Consider the following 13,964-nt stretch of genomic DNA (forward strand, 5'->3'; position numbering starts at 1 on the left):
CCGCTGCGGCCCGGTCATGCGTCCTCGCTCCGCTCCGGGCGCCTGACCTGAGGCTGCCCCTCCGATGACCGGCTCCTCGCTCCGCTGCGGCCCGGTCATGCGTGGAGCCTACAAATGCAGCAGCATCCGGTGGTTGCCGAGGGTGTTGGGCTTGACCCGCTCCAGGTCGAGGAACTCCGCGACGCCCTCGTCGTAGGAGCGCAGCAGCTCCTCGTAGACCTGGTGGGTGACGGGGGTGCCGTCGATCGGCACGAAGCCGAACGAGCCGAAGAACCGGGTCTCGAAGGTGAGCACGAACACCCGCCGGACGCCGATCTCACGGGCCGCGGTGAGCAGCTCCGCCACGATCCTGTGGCCGATCTTGTGCCCGCGGGTCGTCGGGTCGACCGCGACCGTGCGCACCTCGGCGAGGTCCTCCCACATGACGTGCAGGGCGCCGCAGCCGACGATCACGCCGTCCCGCTCGGCGACCCAGAACTCCTGCACCGCCTCGTAGAGCGCGACGGTGGGCTTCGACAGCAGCCGCCGGTCCGCCACGTACATGGCGACCAGCCGCCGGATGCCCCGCACATCTGCGGTCCGGGCCCGCCGGACGGTTACCTCCATGACGGTCAGGGTAGTGGCGCGCGGATGTGGCATATGACACGTGAGCGCGTGCTTGTCGTCACCGCGGCGGTGGCGACCGTCGTGGCCGGCACCATGACCACCCTGTTCCTGACCCGTGAACCCGCCACCAGGGTGGTGACGGTGGAGAAGACCCAGATCGTCACCCCGAGCGCCCGCACGAGCGCCGCACCGGCCAAAGGGAGCGTGAAGGCCGGCTACGCGGTGCGCAGCAAGTGGAAGGACGGCTTCAACGCCGAGGTGACGGTCACGAACATCGGCAGCCAGCCGCTGCAGGGCTGGACGGTGCAGCTGATGCTGCCGCCGGGCGTGAACCTGACGTCGACCTGGGGCGCCGCCGCCGAGCACAAGGCGAACCAGCTGACGCTGCGGTCCCAGTCGTGGAACACCTATCTGGAGCCCGGCGGGTCGATCCGGATGGGGTTCGAGGCGAAGGGCAAGGCCGGCGAACCCGTCACCTGCACCGTCAACGGGTCGCCCTGCTGACAGTTCGTTGAAAGCCGGGGTGACCGGCCCCACATTGGGCGGCATGCGAATTGCCGGCTCCCGAATCCTGACCGTCGTGCTCGCGTCCGCGCTCGGCGCCGGCGCGCTGGGCTGTGGCCTCATCAACCAGGTCAAGCAGACCGTCGACAACGTGTCCGCCATCACCGACCTCGCCGACCGGATGGGCAAGTCCGGGAAGCTCACCTTCACCGCCGAGTACAAGACCGACGACGGCACCACCACGACCGTGGTGCAGCAGCCGCCGAAGGCCGCCTACATCGGCAAGGACGGCCGCTTCATCCTCACCGAGGACACGCTGCTGGTGTGCAACGGCAAGAGCGGCCAGAAGGTCGTGTGCCAGAAGAGCGCCGTGCAGACCGGCCAGCTCTCCTCCGCGGACCAGGCCGCCTACCTCTCCGCCGTCGCCGGCGGTGGCTTCATCAACACGGAGATGGCCCTCGCCCTGATGACGGCCGCCGCGCTGGTACCGGGCGTCAAGATCGCCGAGAACACCGCGACCATCGCCGGGCAGAAGAGCGACTGCCTCGACGTCACCGGCATCCCGCAGGACGCCAACGCGGGCCCGAATGACGTCACCGCGAAGGAGTTCCACGTCTGCGTCGCCGAGAACGGCCTGCTGACCCGCTTCAAGGGCGTCGGCACCGACGACAAGGCGATCGGCGTCGAGCTCAGCAAGTACGGCGAGAAGGTCGACGCCCAGGCGTTCGTCGCCCCCAAGGGTGCCCAGATCGTCGAAAGCACCGCCCCGCCGGTCGCAGGTAAGTAATCTTTCCTGTCCTGCTCCGTAGGAGTTGGGCGGCGGAGGTGGCGGGGCTGCCGTAACGTGCAGAACCGTGCTGACGCCGCCCGCCGGGCTCACCGAAGACGCCCTCGAGGAGGCCCTGCGACGCGAGTGGGGACTTCCCGTAGCGTCCCTGGGCTACCGGCCGGTCGGCTTCGGCAGCCACCACTGGGAGGTCGCGGACGACGGCGGCTACCGCTGGTTCGTCACCGTCGACCAGGACGCCGACGTCGGTCGGCTCACCTCCTCGCTGAGCGTCGCGGTGGACCTGCACGCGATCGGCCGGACGTTCGCCGTCGCCCCCGTGCCCACCCGCTCCGGCGCGCCACTGTTCGTGCTCGGCGAGTTCGCGATCACCGTGTATCCGTTCGTCGACGGCCAGAGCTTCGACTGGAACGCGTTCCGCGGCCCCGACCACCGCCAGGCCACGCTCGACATGATCATCCAGCTGCACACCGCGCCCGACATCGTGCACCGGCACGCTCGCGTCGACGACTTCGCCGTCCCGGGCCGCGGCGAGATCGAGGCGGCGCTCAAGGCGCCCGGCCCCGACTGCGGCCCGTATGCCCGGATGGCCGCGGAGCTCCTCGCCGGCCACCGCGAGGCCCTGGCCGGTCTCCTCGCCCGCTACGACGAGCTGGTCCTGGACAGCCACGGCGAGCCGGTCCGCGCGGTCCTCACCCACGGCGAGCCCCACTCGGGCAACACCATGCTGACCCCGACCGGCTGGCGCCTCATCGACTGGGACACCGTCCTGGTCTCCCCGCCCGAGCGCGACCTGTGGCTCATCGAGCCGGGCGACGGCTCGATCTTCAACGCCTACGCCGCCGCCACCGGCGTCCTGCCCCGCCCGTCCACGATTATGCTGTACCAGCTGCGGTGGGCCCTGACCGACATCGCCGTCGAGGTGCGCCGCTTCCGCCGCCCTCACACCGGCACCGCCGACGACCTGGAGGGCTGGGAGATCCTGCGCTCCGTCGTCACCCGCATCTGACCCGCCCCTGCCCCGCCCTCCCGTGCGGCGTCAGCGCAGGGCGGTGGCGCGGCCCTGCGCGGTGGCCGCCTCGATGATGCCGGGCCAGCGGGTGGGGTCGAAGACGTTGCCGCCGATCGCGGACTGCGAAGCGGGGTCGGGTTCGACAAGCGTGCCGGTGGTGGGCCTGTCGTGGCCGAGCATCGGGATGCGCGGGGCGAGGACGACGACGCGGTCGTAGCCGTCGGCCAGGTCGGCGTTGGTGCGGGAGCGGACGCCGCCGTCCATGTAGCGGCCGCCGTTGACGGAGACGGGCGGGAAGAGGCAGGGCACGGCGCAGCTGGCGGCGACCGCGGGCACCAGCGGCACGCCCGACGCCGCGGTCCAGGCGACCGGCTCGCCGGTGGCGGTGTCGACGGCGGTGACCAGGAGGCGGTCGGGGAACTCGGCGATCGGCAGGCGCCTGGCGAAGGACTGCAGCCACGGCTCCGGCGGGCCGACCTCGGCCTCCAGGGCGATCGCACCGATCCGCCGGCGCAGCTCCGCCGGCGGCAGCGAGGCGTCCTGCATCAGCTGGAACGCGACGGCACCGCGGCCCCAGTCGGCGCGGATCTCGGGGTCGCCGGGGCCGAGCGGCGCCTCCATCGCGGCCGCCGCGCGCGGGTCGTGGCCGGCGGCGACGAGCGCGCCGGTGATCGCGCCGGCCGAGGTACCGATGATCAGATCGGCGCGGGTGAGGTCGATGCCCTGGTCGGCGAGGCCGATGAGGAGGCCGAGCTGCCAGGCGACGCCGGTGATGCCGCCGGCGCCGAGGACGAGTGCGGTTCGTGGCATGGATCCTGTTTAGCGCGACCGAGGCCGATCGCCAGGCCCGCCGCGACGGCGAGCACTCCCGCGAGCTGCCGCGCGTCGGGCGTGACCCGGTCCACGACGGTGACCGTGAGCAGCGCGAAGACCGGCACGAGGCCGACGAAGACGCCGGCCCGCTCGACGCCGAGTCCGGCGACTCCGGTGTACCAGCAGACGAACGCCACCACGGTCAGCACCAGACCCAGGAACGCCAGCGCCCCTGCCTCGCCGGGCGAGGGCAGGCGGACGGCGCCACCGAACGGCAGGAGCGCCAGGAGCATCGGCACGGCCAGGGCGGTGCTCCACGCCGACACCCGCACCGGCCCGAGCCGCGCCAGCAGCGGCGCCGCCAGCAGCGAGAACGCCGCCTCGCAGGCGAGGACCCCGAGCGCGGCGGCGAGGCCGGGGCCGTCGATGCGACCGCCGCCCTCGACGAGGACCGCGCCCAGGACCACGACCGCGGCGGCCAGCAGCAGCCGCACGGACGGGCGGCGGCGCTCCTGCAGGGGGCCGAGCAGCGCGAGGAGCAGCGGGCTGGCGCCCACGATCGTGCCGATCGCCGCCGGGTCGGCGTGCCGCAGGGCGTACATGAGCAGCAGGTTGAACCCGACCAGCCCGGTCGCCGCCACGCCGGCCAGGCGCAGCAGCTCGCGGCCGGTCGGGCGCAGCCACGAGGTGAGCAGGGCGAGCGCCACCGCGGCGAGCGTGTAGCGCAGCGCCTGCCCGGCGAGGACCGGATAGTCGACCAACGATCGGCTGACGGTGAACGAGGAGCCGAGGATCGCGCAGGTCAGCACGCAGTAAAAGGTGTGCAGCCGGTTCATGACAGCGAACTTACGATCGGCAGTGGTCCACGCTACAGTGCCACCGAGCCCCGCGTTTGGAGGTCCACTTTGTCGGTCTGGGAGGCGTTGGTCGAGCTTGACCGCACTCGGCCGCGGGTCGGCGACCAACTCGTCGGCGCGCTGCGGGAGGCGATCACGCGGGGACGGCTGGCGCCCGGGACCCGGCTGCCGTCGACCAGGGACCTCGCCGCGGACCTCGGCGTCTCCAGGGGCCTGGTCGTCGGGGCGTATGAGCAGTTGACGGCCGAGGGACGGCTGCTGACGCGGCGCGGGTCCGGCACGGTCGTCGCCGCCGTCACCATGCCGGTGCAGCGCCGCCGCAGCGACCCGCCGGACCGGCCCGCGACGGTGGCGCCGCTGCGCCCGGGCGTGCCCGACCTGGGCATGTTCCCGCGCACGGCCTGGCGCCGCGCGTACGAGACGGCCCTGACCAGCGCACTGGACACCGACTTCGACTACGGCGACCCGACCGGCGCGCCCCGGCTGCGCCAGGAGCTGTCCGGCTACCTCGGCCGGGTCCGCGCCGCCCTGGTCGCCCCCGACGGGCTGATCGTCACCGCCGGCGTGACCCAGGGCCTGACCCTCCTCGCGCAGGCGCTCCTCGCCGGCGACGTGCGGCGGATCGCGCTGGAGGACCCCGGCCCGGCGGCGCTGCGCGGGCACCTGCAACGGCTCGGGCTCGAGGTGGTCCCGGTGCCGGTCGACGGCGACGGGCTCGACGTGCGCGCCCTCACCCGCAGCAGGTGCAAGGCGGTCGTGGTCACCCCCGCGCACCAGTACCCCACCGGCGTGGTCCTCGCACCGCAGCGGCGCACCGAGCTGATCGCGTGGGCGCGCAGGACCGGCGGGCTGATCGTCGAGGACGACTACGACGCCGAGCACCGCTATGACCGCGAACCCGTCGCCTGCCTGCAGGGCCTCGCCCCGGACCTGGTCGCCCTCGTCGGCTCGGTGAGCAAGGTCCTCGCCCCGGGGCTGCGGCTGGGCTGGCTCGCGGCGCCGCAGGCGATGCTGGCGCAGCTGTGCGCGGCGAAGGCCGACGCCGACAACGGCGGCCCGGCGCTGCAGCAGCTGGCGTTCGCCGAGTTCCTCGCCGGCGGCGGCTACGACCGGCACCTGCGCCGGGCCCGCCGGCTGCACCGGGAGCGCCGCGACGCGGTCGTCGCCGCGCTGCGCCGGCACCTGCCGCGGGCCCGCATCGGCGGGATCGCCGCCGGGCTGCACCTGGTGGTGGAGCTGCCGCCGGAGACCGACGACCGGGCCGTGTCCCAGCGCGCCGCCGCCTGCGGGCTCGGGCCCGTCGCCCTGTCGACGCTGCGGGTGCGCAAGGGACCACCCGGCCTGGTCCTCGGTTATGCCGCGCACACCCCGCACGAGCTCGCGAGAGCGGTCAGGACACTCGCCGGTCTCGTATAGGTTCGAACGCATGCCGCATGACTTCGTGCCTCTTGCCGAGCACATCGCCGACGCGCTGCTGGAGTCGGATCCCCGGCTCGCGGCGTCGGCCGGCGACCACCGGTTCGACGACCGGCTGCCCGACCTGTCCGCCGACGGGGTCGCCGGCGACGTCGACATGCTGCGCGACGCCTCCGCCGCGCTGACCCAGGTCGACCTCGACCTGCTCGACCCGCAGGAGCAGGTCGACCACGCGGTGCTGCTCGCGCGGGTCGAGCGGATGCTGTTCGAGCGCACCGAGATCCGTGAGCACGAGTGGAACCCGCTGGTGCACAACCCGGCGACGCTGCTGGACGCGCTGATCTCCCGGCCGTTCGCGCCCGCGGACGAGCGGCTGGTCTCGATCGCGGCGCGCCTGTCGGCGATCCCCGACGCGCTGGCGACCGCCCGCGAGACGCTCGGCGAGTCGCCGCGGGTCCATCTGGAGACCGCGGCCGGCCAGTTCCAGGGGACGGCCCGGCTGGTACGGGACGAGCTCGGCGAACTGCTGAAGGAGGCGCCCGGTCTGGCGGAGGTGGTCCGGCCGCTGCAGGAGCAGGCCGCGGCCGAGCTCGACGCCTTCGCCACGTGGCTGCGCGAGCGGGTCGACACCGCCGACCGCGACCCCCGGCTCGGCCGCCGGCTGTGGGAGGCCCGGCTGTGGCACACCCTGGACACTGAGCTGGGCGCCGCGACGGTCCTGCGGCGCGCCGAGGCCAACCTCGAGCGGGTGACCGCCGAGCTGCGCGCGGCCGCGGCCGAGCTGACCGGCGGCCCCGAGACCGACGACACGGTCCGCGCCGCGTTCGCGCTGGCCGCCGCCGACGTGCCGGACAACGACACGATCGTCGACCAGGCCAGGGTGGCGCTCGACGAGGCCACCGCGTTCGTGCGGGAGCACGACCTCATCACCCTCATCGACGACCCGCTCGTGATCAAGGAGATGCCGCAGTACGCGCGGGGCGTCGCCGTCGCCTACTGCGACCCGCCCGGCCTGCTGGAGCCGGCGGAGCTGCCGACGTTCTACTGCATCTCACCCACCCCGTCGGACTGGGGCCCGGAGCGGGTCGCGTCGTTCTACCGTGAGTACAACAGCCACATGCTGCGCGACCTCACCGTGCACGAGGCGACGCCCGGCCACTTCCTGCAGCTCGCGCACGCCCGCCGCTTCCGGGGCCGTACGCGCGCCCGGGCGATCGGCTGGTCGGGCCCCTTCGTGGAGGGCTGGGCCGTCTACGCCGAGGAGTTCATGGCCGAGCGCGGCTTCGGCGGCCTGCCGGTGCGCCTGCAACAGCTGAAGATGCAGTTGCGGATGAGCATCAACGCGATCATCGACCAGCGGGTCCACTGCGACGGGATGACCGAGCAGGAGGCGATGTCGCTGATGATGGACCGCGGCTTCCAGGAGGAGGGCGAGGCGGCCGGCAAGTGGCGCCGCGCGCTGCTGTCCTCGACGCAGCTGTCGACGTATTTCGTGGGTTACACGGAGGTACGGGAGATCGCGGGTGAACGGCCGGTGGACGTCACGCTGCGCGACTGGCACGACCGGATGCTCGCGCACGGCTCACCCCCGCCCCGTCACCTGCGCACGCTGCTGGACCTGTAGGTGCGGGTCAGCAAGATCCGCGCAACCGATAGGCTCAAGGTGCCGCACCGTGGCGGCCGACCAATCTTTGTCTGCAAGGAGTGACAGTGGCCACGATTGAAGCAATCGGCGCGCGGGAGATCCTGGACTCGCGGGGCAACCCGACCGTCGAGGTCGAGGTCGTCCTCGACGACGGCACCCTGGCCCGCGCGGCCGTCCCGTCCGGTGCCTCCACCGGTGCCTTCGAGGCCAACGAGCTGCGCGACGGCGACGCGAAGCGCTACCTCGGCAAGGGTGTCGAGAAGGCCGTGGAGAACGTCAACGAGCGCATCGCCGAGGCCGTGCGCGGCTTCGACGCCACCGAGCAGCGCCTCGTCGACCAGGCCATGCTCGACCTCGACGGCACCCCGGAGAAGTCCAACCTGGGCGCCAACGCCATCCTCGGCGTCTCCCTCGCGGTCGCCAAGGCCGCCGCGGACTCCGCCGGGCTGAGCCTCTTCAAGTACCTCGGCGGCCCCAACGCGCACCTGCTGCCGGTGCCGATGCTCAACATCCTCAACGGTGGCTCCCACGCCGACTCCAACGTCGACGTCCAGGAGTTCATGATCGCGCCGATCGGCGCCCCGACCTTCCGCGAGGCGCTGCGCACCGGCGCCGAGGTCTACCACTCGCTGAAGTCGGTCCTGAAGAAGAAGGGCCTGTCGACGGGCCTCGGCGACGAGGGCGGCTTCGCCCCCAACCTGCCGACCAACGCCGCCGCGCTCGACCTGATCGCGGAGGCCGTCGAGAAGGCGGGCTACTCCCTCGGCAGCGACATCGTGCTCGCGCTCGACGTGGCCGCGACCGAGTTCTACAAGGACGGCGGCTACACGTTCGAGGGCGGCTCCAAGTCGTCCGACGAGATGATCGCCTACTACACCCAGCTCGTCGACGCCTACCCGATCGTGTCCATCGAGGACCCGCTGTCGGAGGAGGACTGGGACGGCTGGAAGGCGATGACCGACGCGATCGGCGGCCGCATCCAGATCGTCGGCGACGACCTGTTCGTCACCAACCCGCAGCGCATCGCCCGGGGCATCGCCACCGACACCGCCAACGCGGTCCTGGTGAAGGTCAACCAGATCGGCTCGCTCACCGAGACGCTCGACGCCGTCGACCTGGCGCACCGCGCCGGCTTCCGCACGATGATGAGCCACCGCTCGGGCGAGACCGAGGACACCACGATCGCCGACCTCGCGGTCGCGGTCGGCAGCGGCCAGATCAAGACCGGCGCCCCGGCCCGGTCCGAGCGGGTCGCCAAGTACAACCAGCTCCTGCGCATCGAGGACGAGCTCGACGACGCGGCGCGCTACGCCGGTCGGGGCGCGTTCCCGCGGTACCGTTAGTCCGGTTTCATGTCCGCGGCCCTCTTCGATCCGCTGAGGGCCGCGGGCGGTTGCCATGTCGCAAGGGGGAGGGCATGCAGCAGCGCACCAGGCCGGGCGGCCGCGGCACGCCGGCCAGGGCCTCCGGACCCCGCGGCGCCGGCGGACGCACCGCCGGGGCGGGCCGGGCACCGGCCAGGCCGACCGTCGCCCGCCGGGCCGTGTCGTCCGGCGGCGCCGCCATGCGCACCCGCGCCCCGCAGCCGAAGCGGTTCACCACCCGGGCCGTGGTCCTGAGCCTGGTCCTGCTGGTCCTGCTGCTCGCCTACGCCTACCCGGTCCGGGTCTATCTGGCACAACAGGCCGAGATCACCGCCCTGGAGCAGAGCCAGGAGCGGCAGACCGCCAAGATCGCCGAGATGGCGGCACGGGCGGCGAAGTGGGAAGACAACGAATACGTGATCAGCCAGGCCCGTCAGCGGCTGCACATGGTCCTGCCGGGCGAGAAGCCCTACGTGGTGGTCGACCCGGCACGCAGCCAGCAGACCGACCCCACGGCGATCCCCGGCGCCGAGAAGTCGTCGCGCCCCTGGTACGGCAAACTGTGGTCGAGCGTCGAGGCGGCTGACTAAAGAATGACTTCGGAATTCGAGCCCGCCACCGACGAGGATCTCGCCGTGGTGGCCGCGCAGCTGGGCCGCACCCCCAGGGGCACCCGCGCCGTCGCGCACCGCTGTCCCTGCGGCCTGCCCGACGTGGTCGAGACGACCCCGAGGCTGCCCGACGGCACCCCGTTCCCCACCCTGTTCTACCTGACCTGCCCGCGCGCCGTGCACGAGTGCAGCCGGCTGGAGTCGTCGGGCCTGATGCGCGAGATGGGCGCCCGCCTCGCCGAGGACCCCGACCTGCGCAAGGCCTACGAGGCCGCGCACGAGGACTACCTGCGCCGCCGCGAGCAGGTCGGCCACGTCGACGAGATCGACGGCGTCTCCGCGGGCGGCATGCCGACCCGCGTGAAGTGCCTGCACGTCCACCTCGGCCACGCCCTGGCCGTCGGCCCCGGCGTCAACCCGTTCGGCGACGAGACCCTCGCCCGCGCCGCCGAATGGTGGGCCGCCGGCCCCTGCGTCCCCCACCCGCCTGACGCGCACGCCGTGATGTCCGCATGACTTTGCCGATATAATTTCCGGATGTTGCACCTGACCCCGCAACTCGCCGCCGAAGACCGCGCGGTCCTCGATGAGCTGGACCGCATGCGCGAGGCCCTGCGGTTCCAGGTAGCCACCCCTCACCGGTGGACCGGCCAGCTCAGGCGCCAGTTGGTCGCCCGCGGCATCAAGGGGTCCAACTCGATCGAGGGATACGAGGTGTCCGTCGACGACGCCGCCGCTGCCGCCTCGGGCGACCAACCGCTCGACACAGACGCGGCGGTATGGGACGAGATCACCGGCTACCGGGATGCGTTGACCTATGTCCAGCAGCTGGCCCACTCGGCCGAGTTCCGCTACCACTACATGCTGCTCAACGGCCTGCACTACATGCTGCTCAAGCATCACCCCGACCGCTGGCCGGGCAGGTTCCGTCCCGGTGGGATCTGGATCACCGACCATTCGACCGGCGAAATCGTCTACACCGGACCCGACGCCGACGTCGTCCAGGGGCTGATGCAGGAGCTGGCGGACTGGCTGCAGGACGGCGACCTGGACGCGCCGCTCTTCGTCCGGGCGGCGATGGCGCACCTCAATCTGGCGCGGATCCACCCGTGGCGGGACGGCAACGGGCGGATGTCGCGGTGCCTGCACACCCTGGTGCTCGCCCGCGACGCGGTGCTCGCGCCGGAGTTCTCGTCCATCGAGGAATGGCTCGGCACCGGGCGCAACACATTCGACTATTACGACGCGCTGCGGGACGTGGGGCGGGAGCGGTGGCGGCCGCACGGGGAGACGCTGCCGTGGGTGCGGTTCTGCCTGCGGGCGCACCACATGCAGATGCAGCGGGTGAGGCAGCGGCTCGACCACGCGGCACTGTTGTGGGAGCGGCTCGAGGCGCTCGGCCTGCCCAGCAGGACGACGTCCGCGCTGTACACGGCGGCCGAGGGCGGGCGGGTGCGGCGGACGTCGTACCAGCGCGATGAAGGCCTCACGACGGACCAGGCGACCAGGGACCTGCGGATGCTGCTGGAGCGCGGGCTGCTGGAGCAGCGCGGGCAGACCAAGGGGCGGTTCTACGTCGCGGCAGGGCCGGTCGTCGACGTGGCGGCGGGGATCGGGAGGCCGGCGCCGCTGAGGGATCCCTACTCGGCGGCGCGGACGGCGTCCATGTAGGACAGGGCGGCGGCGCGCAGGGCGGCCTCCGCGTCCCTGCCCTCCGACTGGGCCTGTGCGACCAGGGCGAACAGGGCGGCGCCGAGCGGGTCGGCGGGGGTGAAGTCGACGGTGAGGCCGGCGCGGGCCACGCGGTGCAGGAGTTTCGCGGCGAGGGCGAGGGACGGCTGGGAGAGGGCGACGCCGTCGACCGCGGAGGCGCGGGACTTCTCGGCCTGCTTGATCTGCTCCCAGTTGGCGATGATGTCGTCGATGCCGCCGACCTCGGTGTCGGCGAAGACGTGCGGGTTGCGGCGGATGAGCTTGTCGACGAGGTCGCCGGCCACGTCGTCGAGGGTGAAGCCGGCGGTCTCCTCCGCGAGGCGGGCGTGCAGGACGACCTGGAGCAGGACGTCGCCGAGCTCCTCGCGCACCGCTTCGAGGTCTTCGTCGCGGATGGCGTCGTAGAGCTCGTAGGACTCCTCGAGGAGGAACGGTGCCAGCGACTCGTGGGTCTGGGCGCGTTTCCAGGCGTCGCCGGTCTCGGGGTGCATGAGCCGGTCCATGACGGTGACGACGTCCAGGACGCGGGCGCCGGGCGGGTCCCAGGAGCCGTGCAGGAGCTCGAGGTCGGCGAGGCCGGGCTCGCGGGCCAGCCGGAGGCCCAGCGAACGGGCGAGGTCCTCGTCGCCGTCCGGGGACGCGAGCCACACGATCGTGCCGTGCGCGGCCAGGGCGGCGAGCAGCGCGTCGACGGTCGCGTCGACGACGGTGACGGTCGCGCCGGCCGCGCGCAGCGCGAGCACCTGCTCGGTCTCGGCGGCGGTGAGGACCGGGTGGGCGCGGACCACGTCCCACGCCTGGGCGGTGAGCACGCCGGCCGGAAGCCGGGGTGACGTCACCAGCAGGATCACGCTGCCCGGCACGATTCCTCAGACCTCCTCGGCGTAACCCCCGTCGAGGGTCAGGTGGACCAGGATACTGGCCCTGGCCACGCCGCCCCGGCCGATCTCGACGGTGATCGGCAGGCCGTAGGTGAGGCCCTGGTAGCGGGGATTGACGGTGATGCCGGAGGTGGCGACGGCCTCGTCGAGCTGGCGGCGCAGGGCGATCATCCGGCCGATCGTGTCGCGGTTCAGCAGGTACTGGACCTGTTCGAAGGCGTACAGGTCGGAGACCGGCCGGCCGCTGGCGAAGAACAGCGCGTCGAAGGCGGCCCGCTGCTGCGCCCGCGACGGGTCGGTGGGGGTGACGGCGCCGGCGAGGGTGAGCAGGACGTCCTGGGCCTCGGTGACGATCGGCACGATCGGCGCGTCGGACGGGACCCCGTAGTACTGCGCGACGAGGGCCGGGTCGGTGTCGTGGCGGACCGTCAGCCCCCGCTCGGCGACCAGGCGGCCGCCCACCTCGCGGATGATCATCGAGCCGAGGACGTAGCCGGTGACGTCGCCGCGCTGGGCGGGGGCGAAGGTCAGGTGCTCCGCGATGTCGGTGACCTGCGCGATGGTGACGGCGCGGTCGCCGAGGTAGACGGCGACGTTCGGGTCGGACCGGCAGCCGGCGAGGGACGTCGCGGCGAGCGCCGCGACCAGCGCGAGGACACGGAACCGGGACATGGTCACTTCTTCCTGGTCTTGCCGGCTGCGGCGGCGGTCATCGGCGTATAGTGCGGGTCCTGGGCGAGGGAGGTGCGGAAGGCGTCGAGGACCGCGGGGTCGTCCGACACCTGGAACTGCTGCGTGGGGCCCTTGTTGTCGATCGGGTCGGACTCGAAGTACATGACGGCCCGGATCTGCGGGTTGGCCTTGAAGGTGGCCGAGGCGTCGCGCAGCCAGGTGGCGCGCTGCTCGGTGCCCCACGCGCGGGCCACCCCGAACTCGCCGATCATGACGGGCTTCGTGGGGTGCGCCGCGCAGAACTCCAGGAACTGGCGCATGAGGGCGCCGATGGTGTTGTACTTCGTGCCGGCGTAGACGTCGACGCAGTTCCAGTCGACGAGGTCGTCGCCGGGGTAGAACTCGGCCGCGTAACCACCCTGGAATCCTTCCACGGTCGGGCACCACACCCAGGAGGCGTTGGTGGCGCCCTCCTCGGTGAAGATGTTCCGCACGTGCCGCCACGCGGCGATGTAGTCCGCGCCGGACCACATCTGGGCGCGCAGGTTCGGGCGGTCCATCTCCCAGCGGTACCGCATCATCACGGGCTTGCCGAATGCCTTGAGCTCCCGGGCGCGCTCGCGGATGAGGTCGTCGTAGCGGCCCATGGTGACGAGCCGGGTGTCGCCGCCCGCCCACGACAGCATGAGGGTCGTGCCGCGGGCGGCGAACTGCTCGTCGGAGGCGTTGAAGAAGTTCTCGTCGAAGCGGCGGTACGTGTTGACGATCGCCATCTTGCGGCCGAGGGTCTTCTCCCACGTCGTCATGGCCGAGAGCCGGCCGGACTCGGTGAGGTGTTCGGGACGGACCCACGCGCCGAGGAACGACCCTTGCTTCGGCGGCGTGATGGGACCCGCCGCGTAGGGCCCGGTCGAGGTGGCGATCGCCGGCGGCGCGCCGGGGGTCGCCGGCGCGCCGGTGCTCGGCGACGGCCGGGGTGCCGGGGTGTCCTTCGTGGACATGACGCTGAGGGTCACCGCCGTCGCGCCCGCCACGACGGCGACCACGACGGCGGCGACGAGACCGATCCGCTTCACTTGGAGC

General features: G+C 72.6%; 15 protein-coding genes. 9 read left to right on the top strand and 6 right to left on the bottom strand.

The genetic code is table 11. The features are described from left to right. Positions 1 to 108: 108 nt before the first annotated feature. The gene (locus ACZ6TV_RS11975; protein ID WP_465297159.1) at positions 109 to 606 is read right to left on the bottom strand and encodes an amino-acid N-acetyltransferase; all 498 of its coding nucleotides are present in this window, start codon (positions 604 to 606) and stop codon (positions 109 to 111) included. 33 nt (positions 607 to 639) lie between these two features. On the opposite strand from ACZ6TV_RS11975, the gene ACZ6TV_RS11980 reads away from it, so the two are divergent. The 3 genes from ACZ6TV_RS11980 (at position 640) to ACZ6TV_RS11990 (ending at position 2,906) form a co-directional block, all read left to right on the top strand. Next, entirely contained in the window at positions 640 to 1,110 is a 471-nt protein-coding gene (locus ACZ6TV_RS11980; protein ID WP_465297160.1) for a cellulose binding domain-containing protein, read from the top strand. 43 nt (positions 1,111 to 1,153) lie between these two features. Then, entirely contained in the window at positions 1,154 to 1,897 is a 744-nt protein-coding gene (locus ACZ6TV_RS11985) for a hypothetical protein (RefSeq protein ID WP_465297161.1), read from the top strand. A 67-nt stretch (positions 1,898 to 1,964) separates the two neighbouring features. Then, entirely contained in the window at positions 1,965 to 2,906 is a 942-nt protein-coding gene (locus ACZ6TV_RS11990) for a phosphotransferase (protein ID WP_465297162.1), read from the top strand. A gap of 30 nt (positions 2,907 to 2,936) precedes the next feature. On the opposite strand, the gene ACZ6TV_RS11995 is transcribed toward ACZ6TV_RS11990, so the two are convergent. Together ACZ6TV_RS11995 and ACZ6TV_RS12000 are read right to left on the bottom strand one after the other, a co-directional pair. After that, positions 2,937 to 3,719, bottom strand: coding sequence for a patatin-like phospholipase family protein (locus ACZ6TV_RS11995; protein ID WP_465297163.1), 783 nt, complete (start codon positions 3,717 to 3,719; stop codon positions 2,937 to 2,939). After that, positions 3,605 to 4,558, bottom strand: a complete 954-nt coding sequence (locus ACZ6TV_RS12000; RefSeq protein WP_465297164.1) for a DMT family transporter — start codon at positions 4,556 to 4,558, stop codon at positions 3,605 to 3,607. The genes ACZ6TV_RS11995 and ACZ6TV_RS12000 overlap by 115 nt, the downstream gene beginning before the upstream one ends. A gap of 87 nt (positions 4,559 to 4,645) precedes the next feature. Between ACZ6TV_RS12000 and pdxR the strand changes: the two genes are divergently transcribed. The 6 genes from pdxR to ACZ6TV_RS12030 all read left to right on the top strand — a co-directional run bounded on the left by pdxR (position 4,646) and on the right by ACZ6TV_RS12030 (position 11,286). Further along, positions 4,646 to 5,995: a MocR-like pyridoxine biosynthesis transcription factor PdxR gene (pdxR, locus tag ACZ6TV_RS12005; RefSeq protein ID WP_465297165.1), complete on the top strand. Its 1,350-nt coding sequence runs from the start codon at positions 4,646 to 4,648 to the stop codon at positions 5,993 to 5,995. 10 nt (positions 5,996 to 6,005) lie between these two features. Further along, complete coding sequence (locus ACZ6TV_RS12010; RefSeq protein WP_465297166.1) at positions 6,006 to 7,619, top strand: DUF885 domain-containing protein; 1,614 nt, start codon at positions 6,006 to 6,008, stop codon at positions 7,617 to 7,619. Between the two features lie 86 nt (positions 7,620 to 7,705). Beyond that, the gene (eno, locus tag ACZ6TV_RS12015; RefSeq protein ID WP_465297167.1) at positions 7,706 to 8,983 is read left to right on the top strand and encodes a phosphopyruvate hydratase; all 1,278 of its coding nucleotides are present in this window, start codon (positions 7,706 to 7,708) and stop codon (positions 8,981 to 8,983) included. 74 nt (positions 8,984 to 9,057) lie between these two features. Then, positions 9,058 to 9,594 carry an FtsB family cell division protein gene (locus ACZ6TV_RS12020; RefSeq protein ID WP_465297168.1) on the top strand — a complete coding sequence of 179 codons (537 nt, stop codon included), beginning with the start codon at positions 9,058 to 9,060 and terminating at the stop codon, positions 9,592 to 9,594. A 3-nt stretch (positions 9,595 to 9,597) separates the two neighbouring features. After that, the gene (locus tag ACZ6TV_RS12025; protein WP_465297169.1) at positions 9,598 to 10,131 is read left to right on the top strand and encodes a DUF501 domain-containing protein; all 534 of its coding nucleotides are present in this window, start codon (positions 9,598 to 9,600) and stop codon (positions 10,129 to 10,131) included. 21 nt (positions 10,132 to 10,152) lie between these two features. Next, positions 10,153 to 11,286: a Fic family protein gene (locus ACZ6TV_RS12030; protein ID WP_465297170.1), complete on the top strand. Its 1,134-nt coding sequence runs from the start codon at positions 10,153 to 10,155 to the stop codon at positions 11,284 to 11,286. Here ACZ6TV_RS12030 and ACZ6TV_RS12035 read toward each other — a convergent pair. Genes ACZ6TV_RS12035 through ACZ6TV_RS12045 form a run of 3 tightly spaced genes read right to left on the bottom strand, consistent with a single transcriptional unit; the run spans position 11,256 to position 13,957 of the window. Next, the gene (locus ACZ6TV_RS12035) at positions 11,256 to 12,191 is read right to left on the bottom strand and encodes a nucleoside triphosphate pyrophosphohydrolase (RefSeq protein WP_465297171.1); all 936 of its coding nucleotides are present in this window, start codon (positions 12,189 to 12,191) and stop codon (positions 11,256 to 11,258) included. The genes ACZ6TV_RS12030 and ACZ6TV_RS12035 overlap by 31 nt on opposite strands. 6 nt (positions 12,192 to 12,197) lie before the next feature. Continuing rightward, positions 12,198 to 12,881: a hypothetical protein gene (locus tag ACZ6TV_RS12040; RefSeq protein WP_465297172.1), complete on the bottom strand. Its 684-nt coding sequence runs from the start codon at positions 12,879 to 12,881 to the stop codon at positions 12,198 to 12,200. Positions 12,882 to 12,883: 2 nt separating this feature from the next. Beyond that, positions 12,884 to 13,957 (bottom strand): glycoside hydrolase family 26 protein, encoded by a 1,074-nt coding sequence (locus ACZ6TV_RS12045; RefSeq protein ID WP_465297173.1) that lies wholly within the window; start codon positions 13,955 to 13,957, stop codon positions 12,884 to 12,886. Positions 13,958 to 13,964 lie beyond the last annotated feature (7 nt).

The sequence above is a fragment of the Dactylosporangium sp. NPDC051087 genome (assembly GCF_055586325.1).

Excerpts from the sequence above, each read along its gene's own strand:
- ACZ6TV_RS11975 (WP_465297159.1), bottom strand. The coding sequence starts at position 606 with ATGGAGGTAACCGTCCGGCGGGCCCGGACCGCAGATGTGCGGGGCATC.
- ACZ6TV_RS11980 (WP_465297160.1), top strand. The coding sequence starts at position 640 with ATGACACGTGAGCGCGTGCTTGTCGTCACCGCGGCGGTGGCGACCGTC.
- ACZ6TV_RS11985 (WP_465297161.1), top strand. The coding sequence starts at position 1,154 with ATGCGAATTGCCGGCTCCCGAATCCTGACCGTCGTGCTCGCGTCCGCG.
- ACZ6TV_RS11995 (WP_465297163.1), bottom strand. The coding sequence starts at position 3,719 with ATGCCACGAACCGCACTCGTCCTCGGCGCCGGCGGCATCACCGGCGTC.
- ACZ6TV_RS12000 (WP_465297164.1), bottom strand. The coding sequence starts at position 4,558 with ATGAACCGGCTGCACACCTTTTACTGCGTGCTGACCTGCGCGATCCTC.
- ACZ6TV_RS12010 (WP_465297166.1), top strand. The coding sequence starts at position 6,006 with ATGCCGCATGACTTCGTGCCTCTTGCCGAGCACATCGCCGACGCGCTG.
- ACZ6TV_RS12020 (WP_465297168.1), top strand. The coding sequence starts at position 9,058 with ATGCAGCAGCGCACCAGGCCGGGCGGCCGCGGCACGCCGGCCAGGGCC.
- ACZ6TV_RS12025 (WP_465297169.1), top strand. The coding sequence starts at position 9,598 with ATGACTTCGGAATTCGAGCCCGCCACCGACGAGGATCTCGCCGTGGTG.
- ACZ6TV_RS12030 (WP_465297170.1), top strand. The coding sequence starts at position 10,153 with ATGTTGCACCTGACCCCGCAACTCGCCGCCGAAGACCGCGCGGTCCTC.
- ACZ6TV_RS12040 (WP_465297172.1), bottom strand. The coding sequence starts at position 12,881 with ATGTCCCGGTTCCGTGTCCTCGCGCTGGTCGCGGCGCTCGCCGCGACG.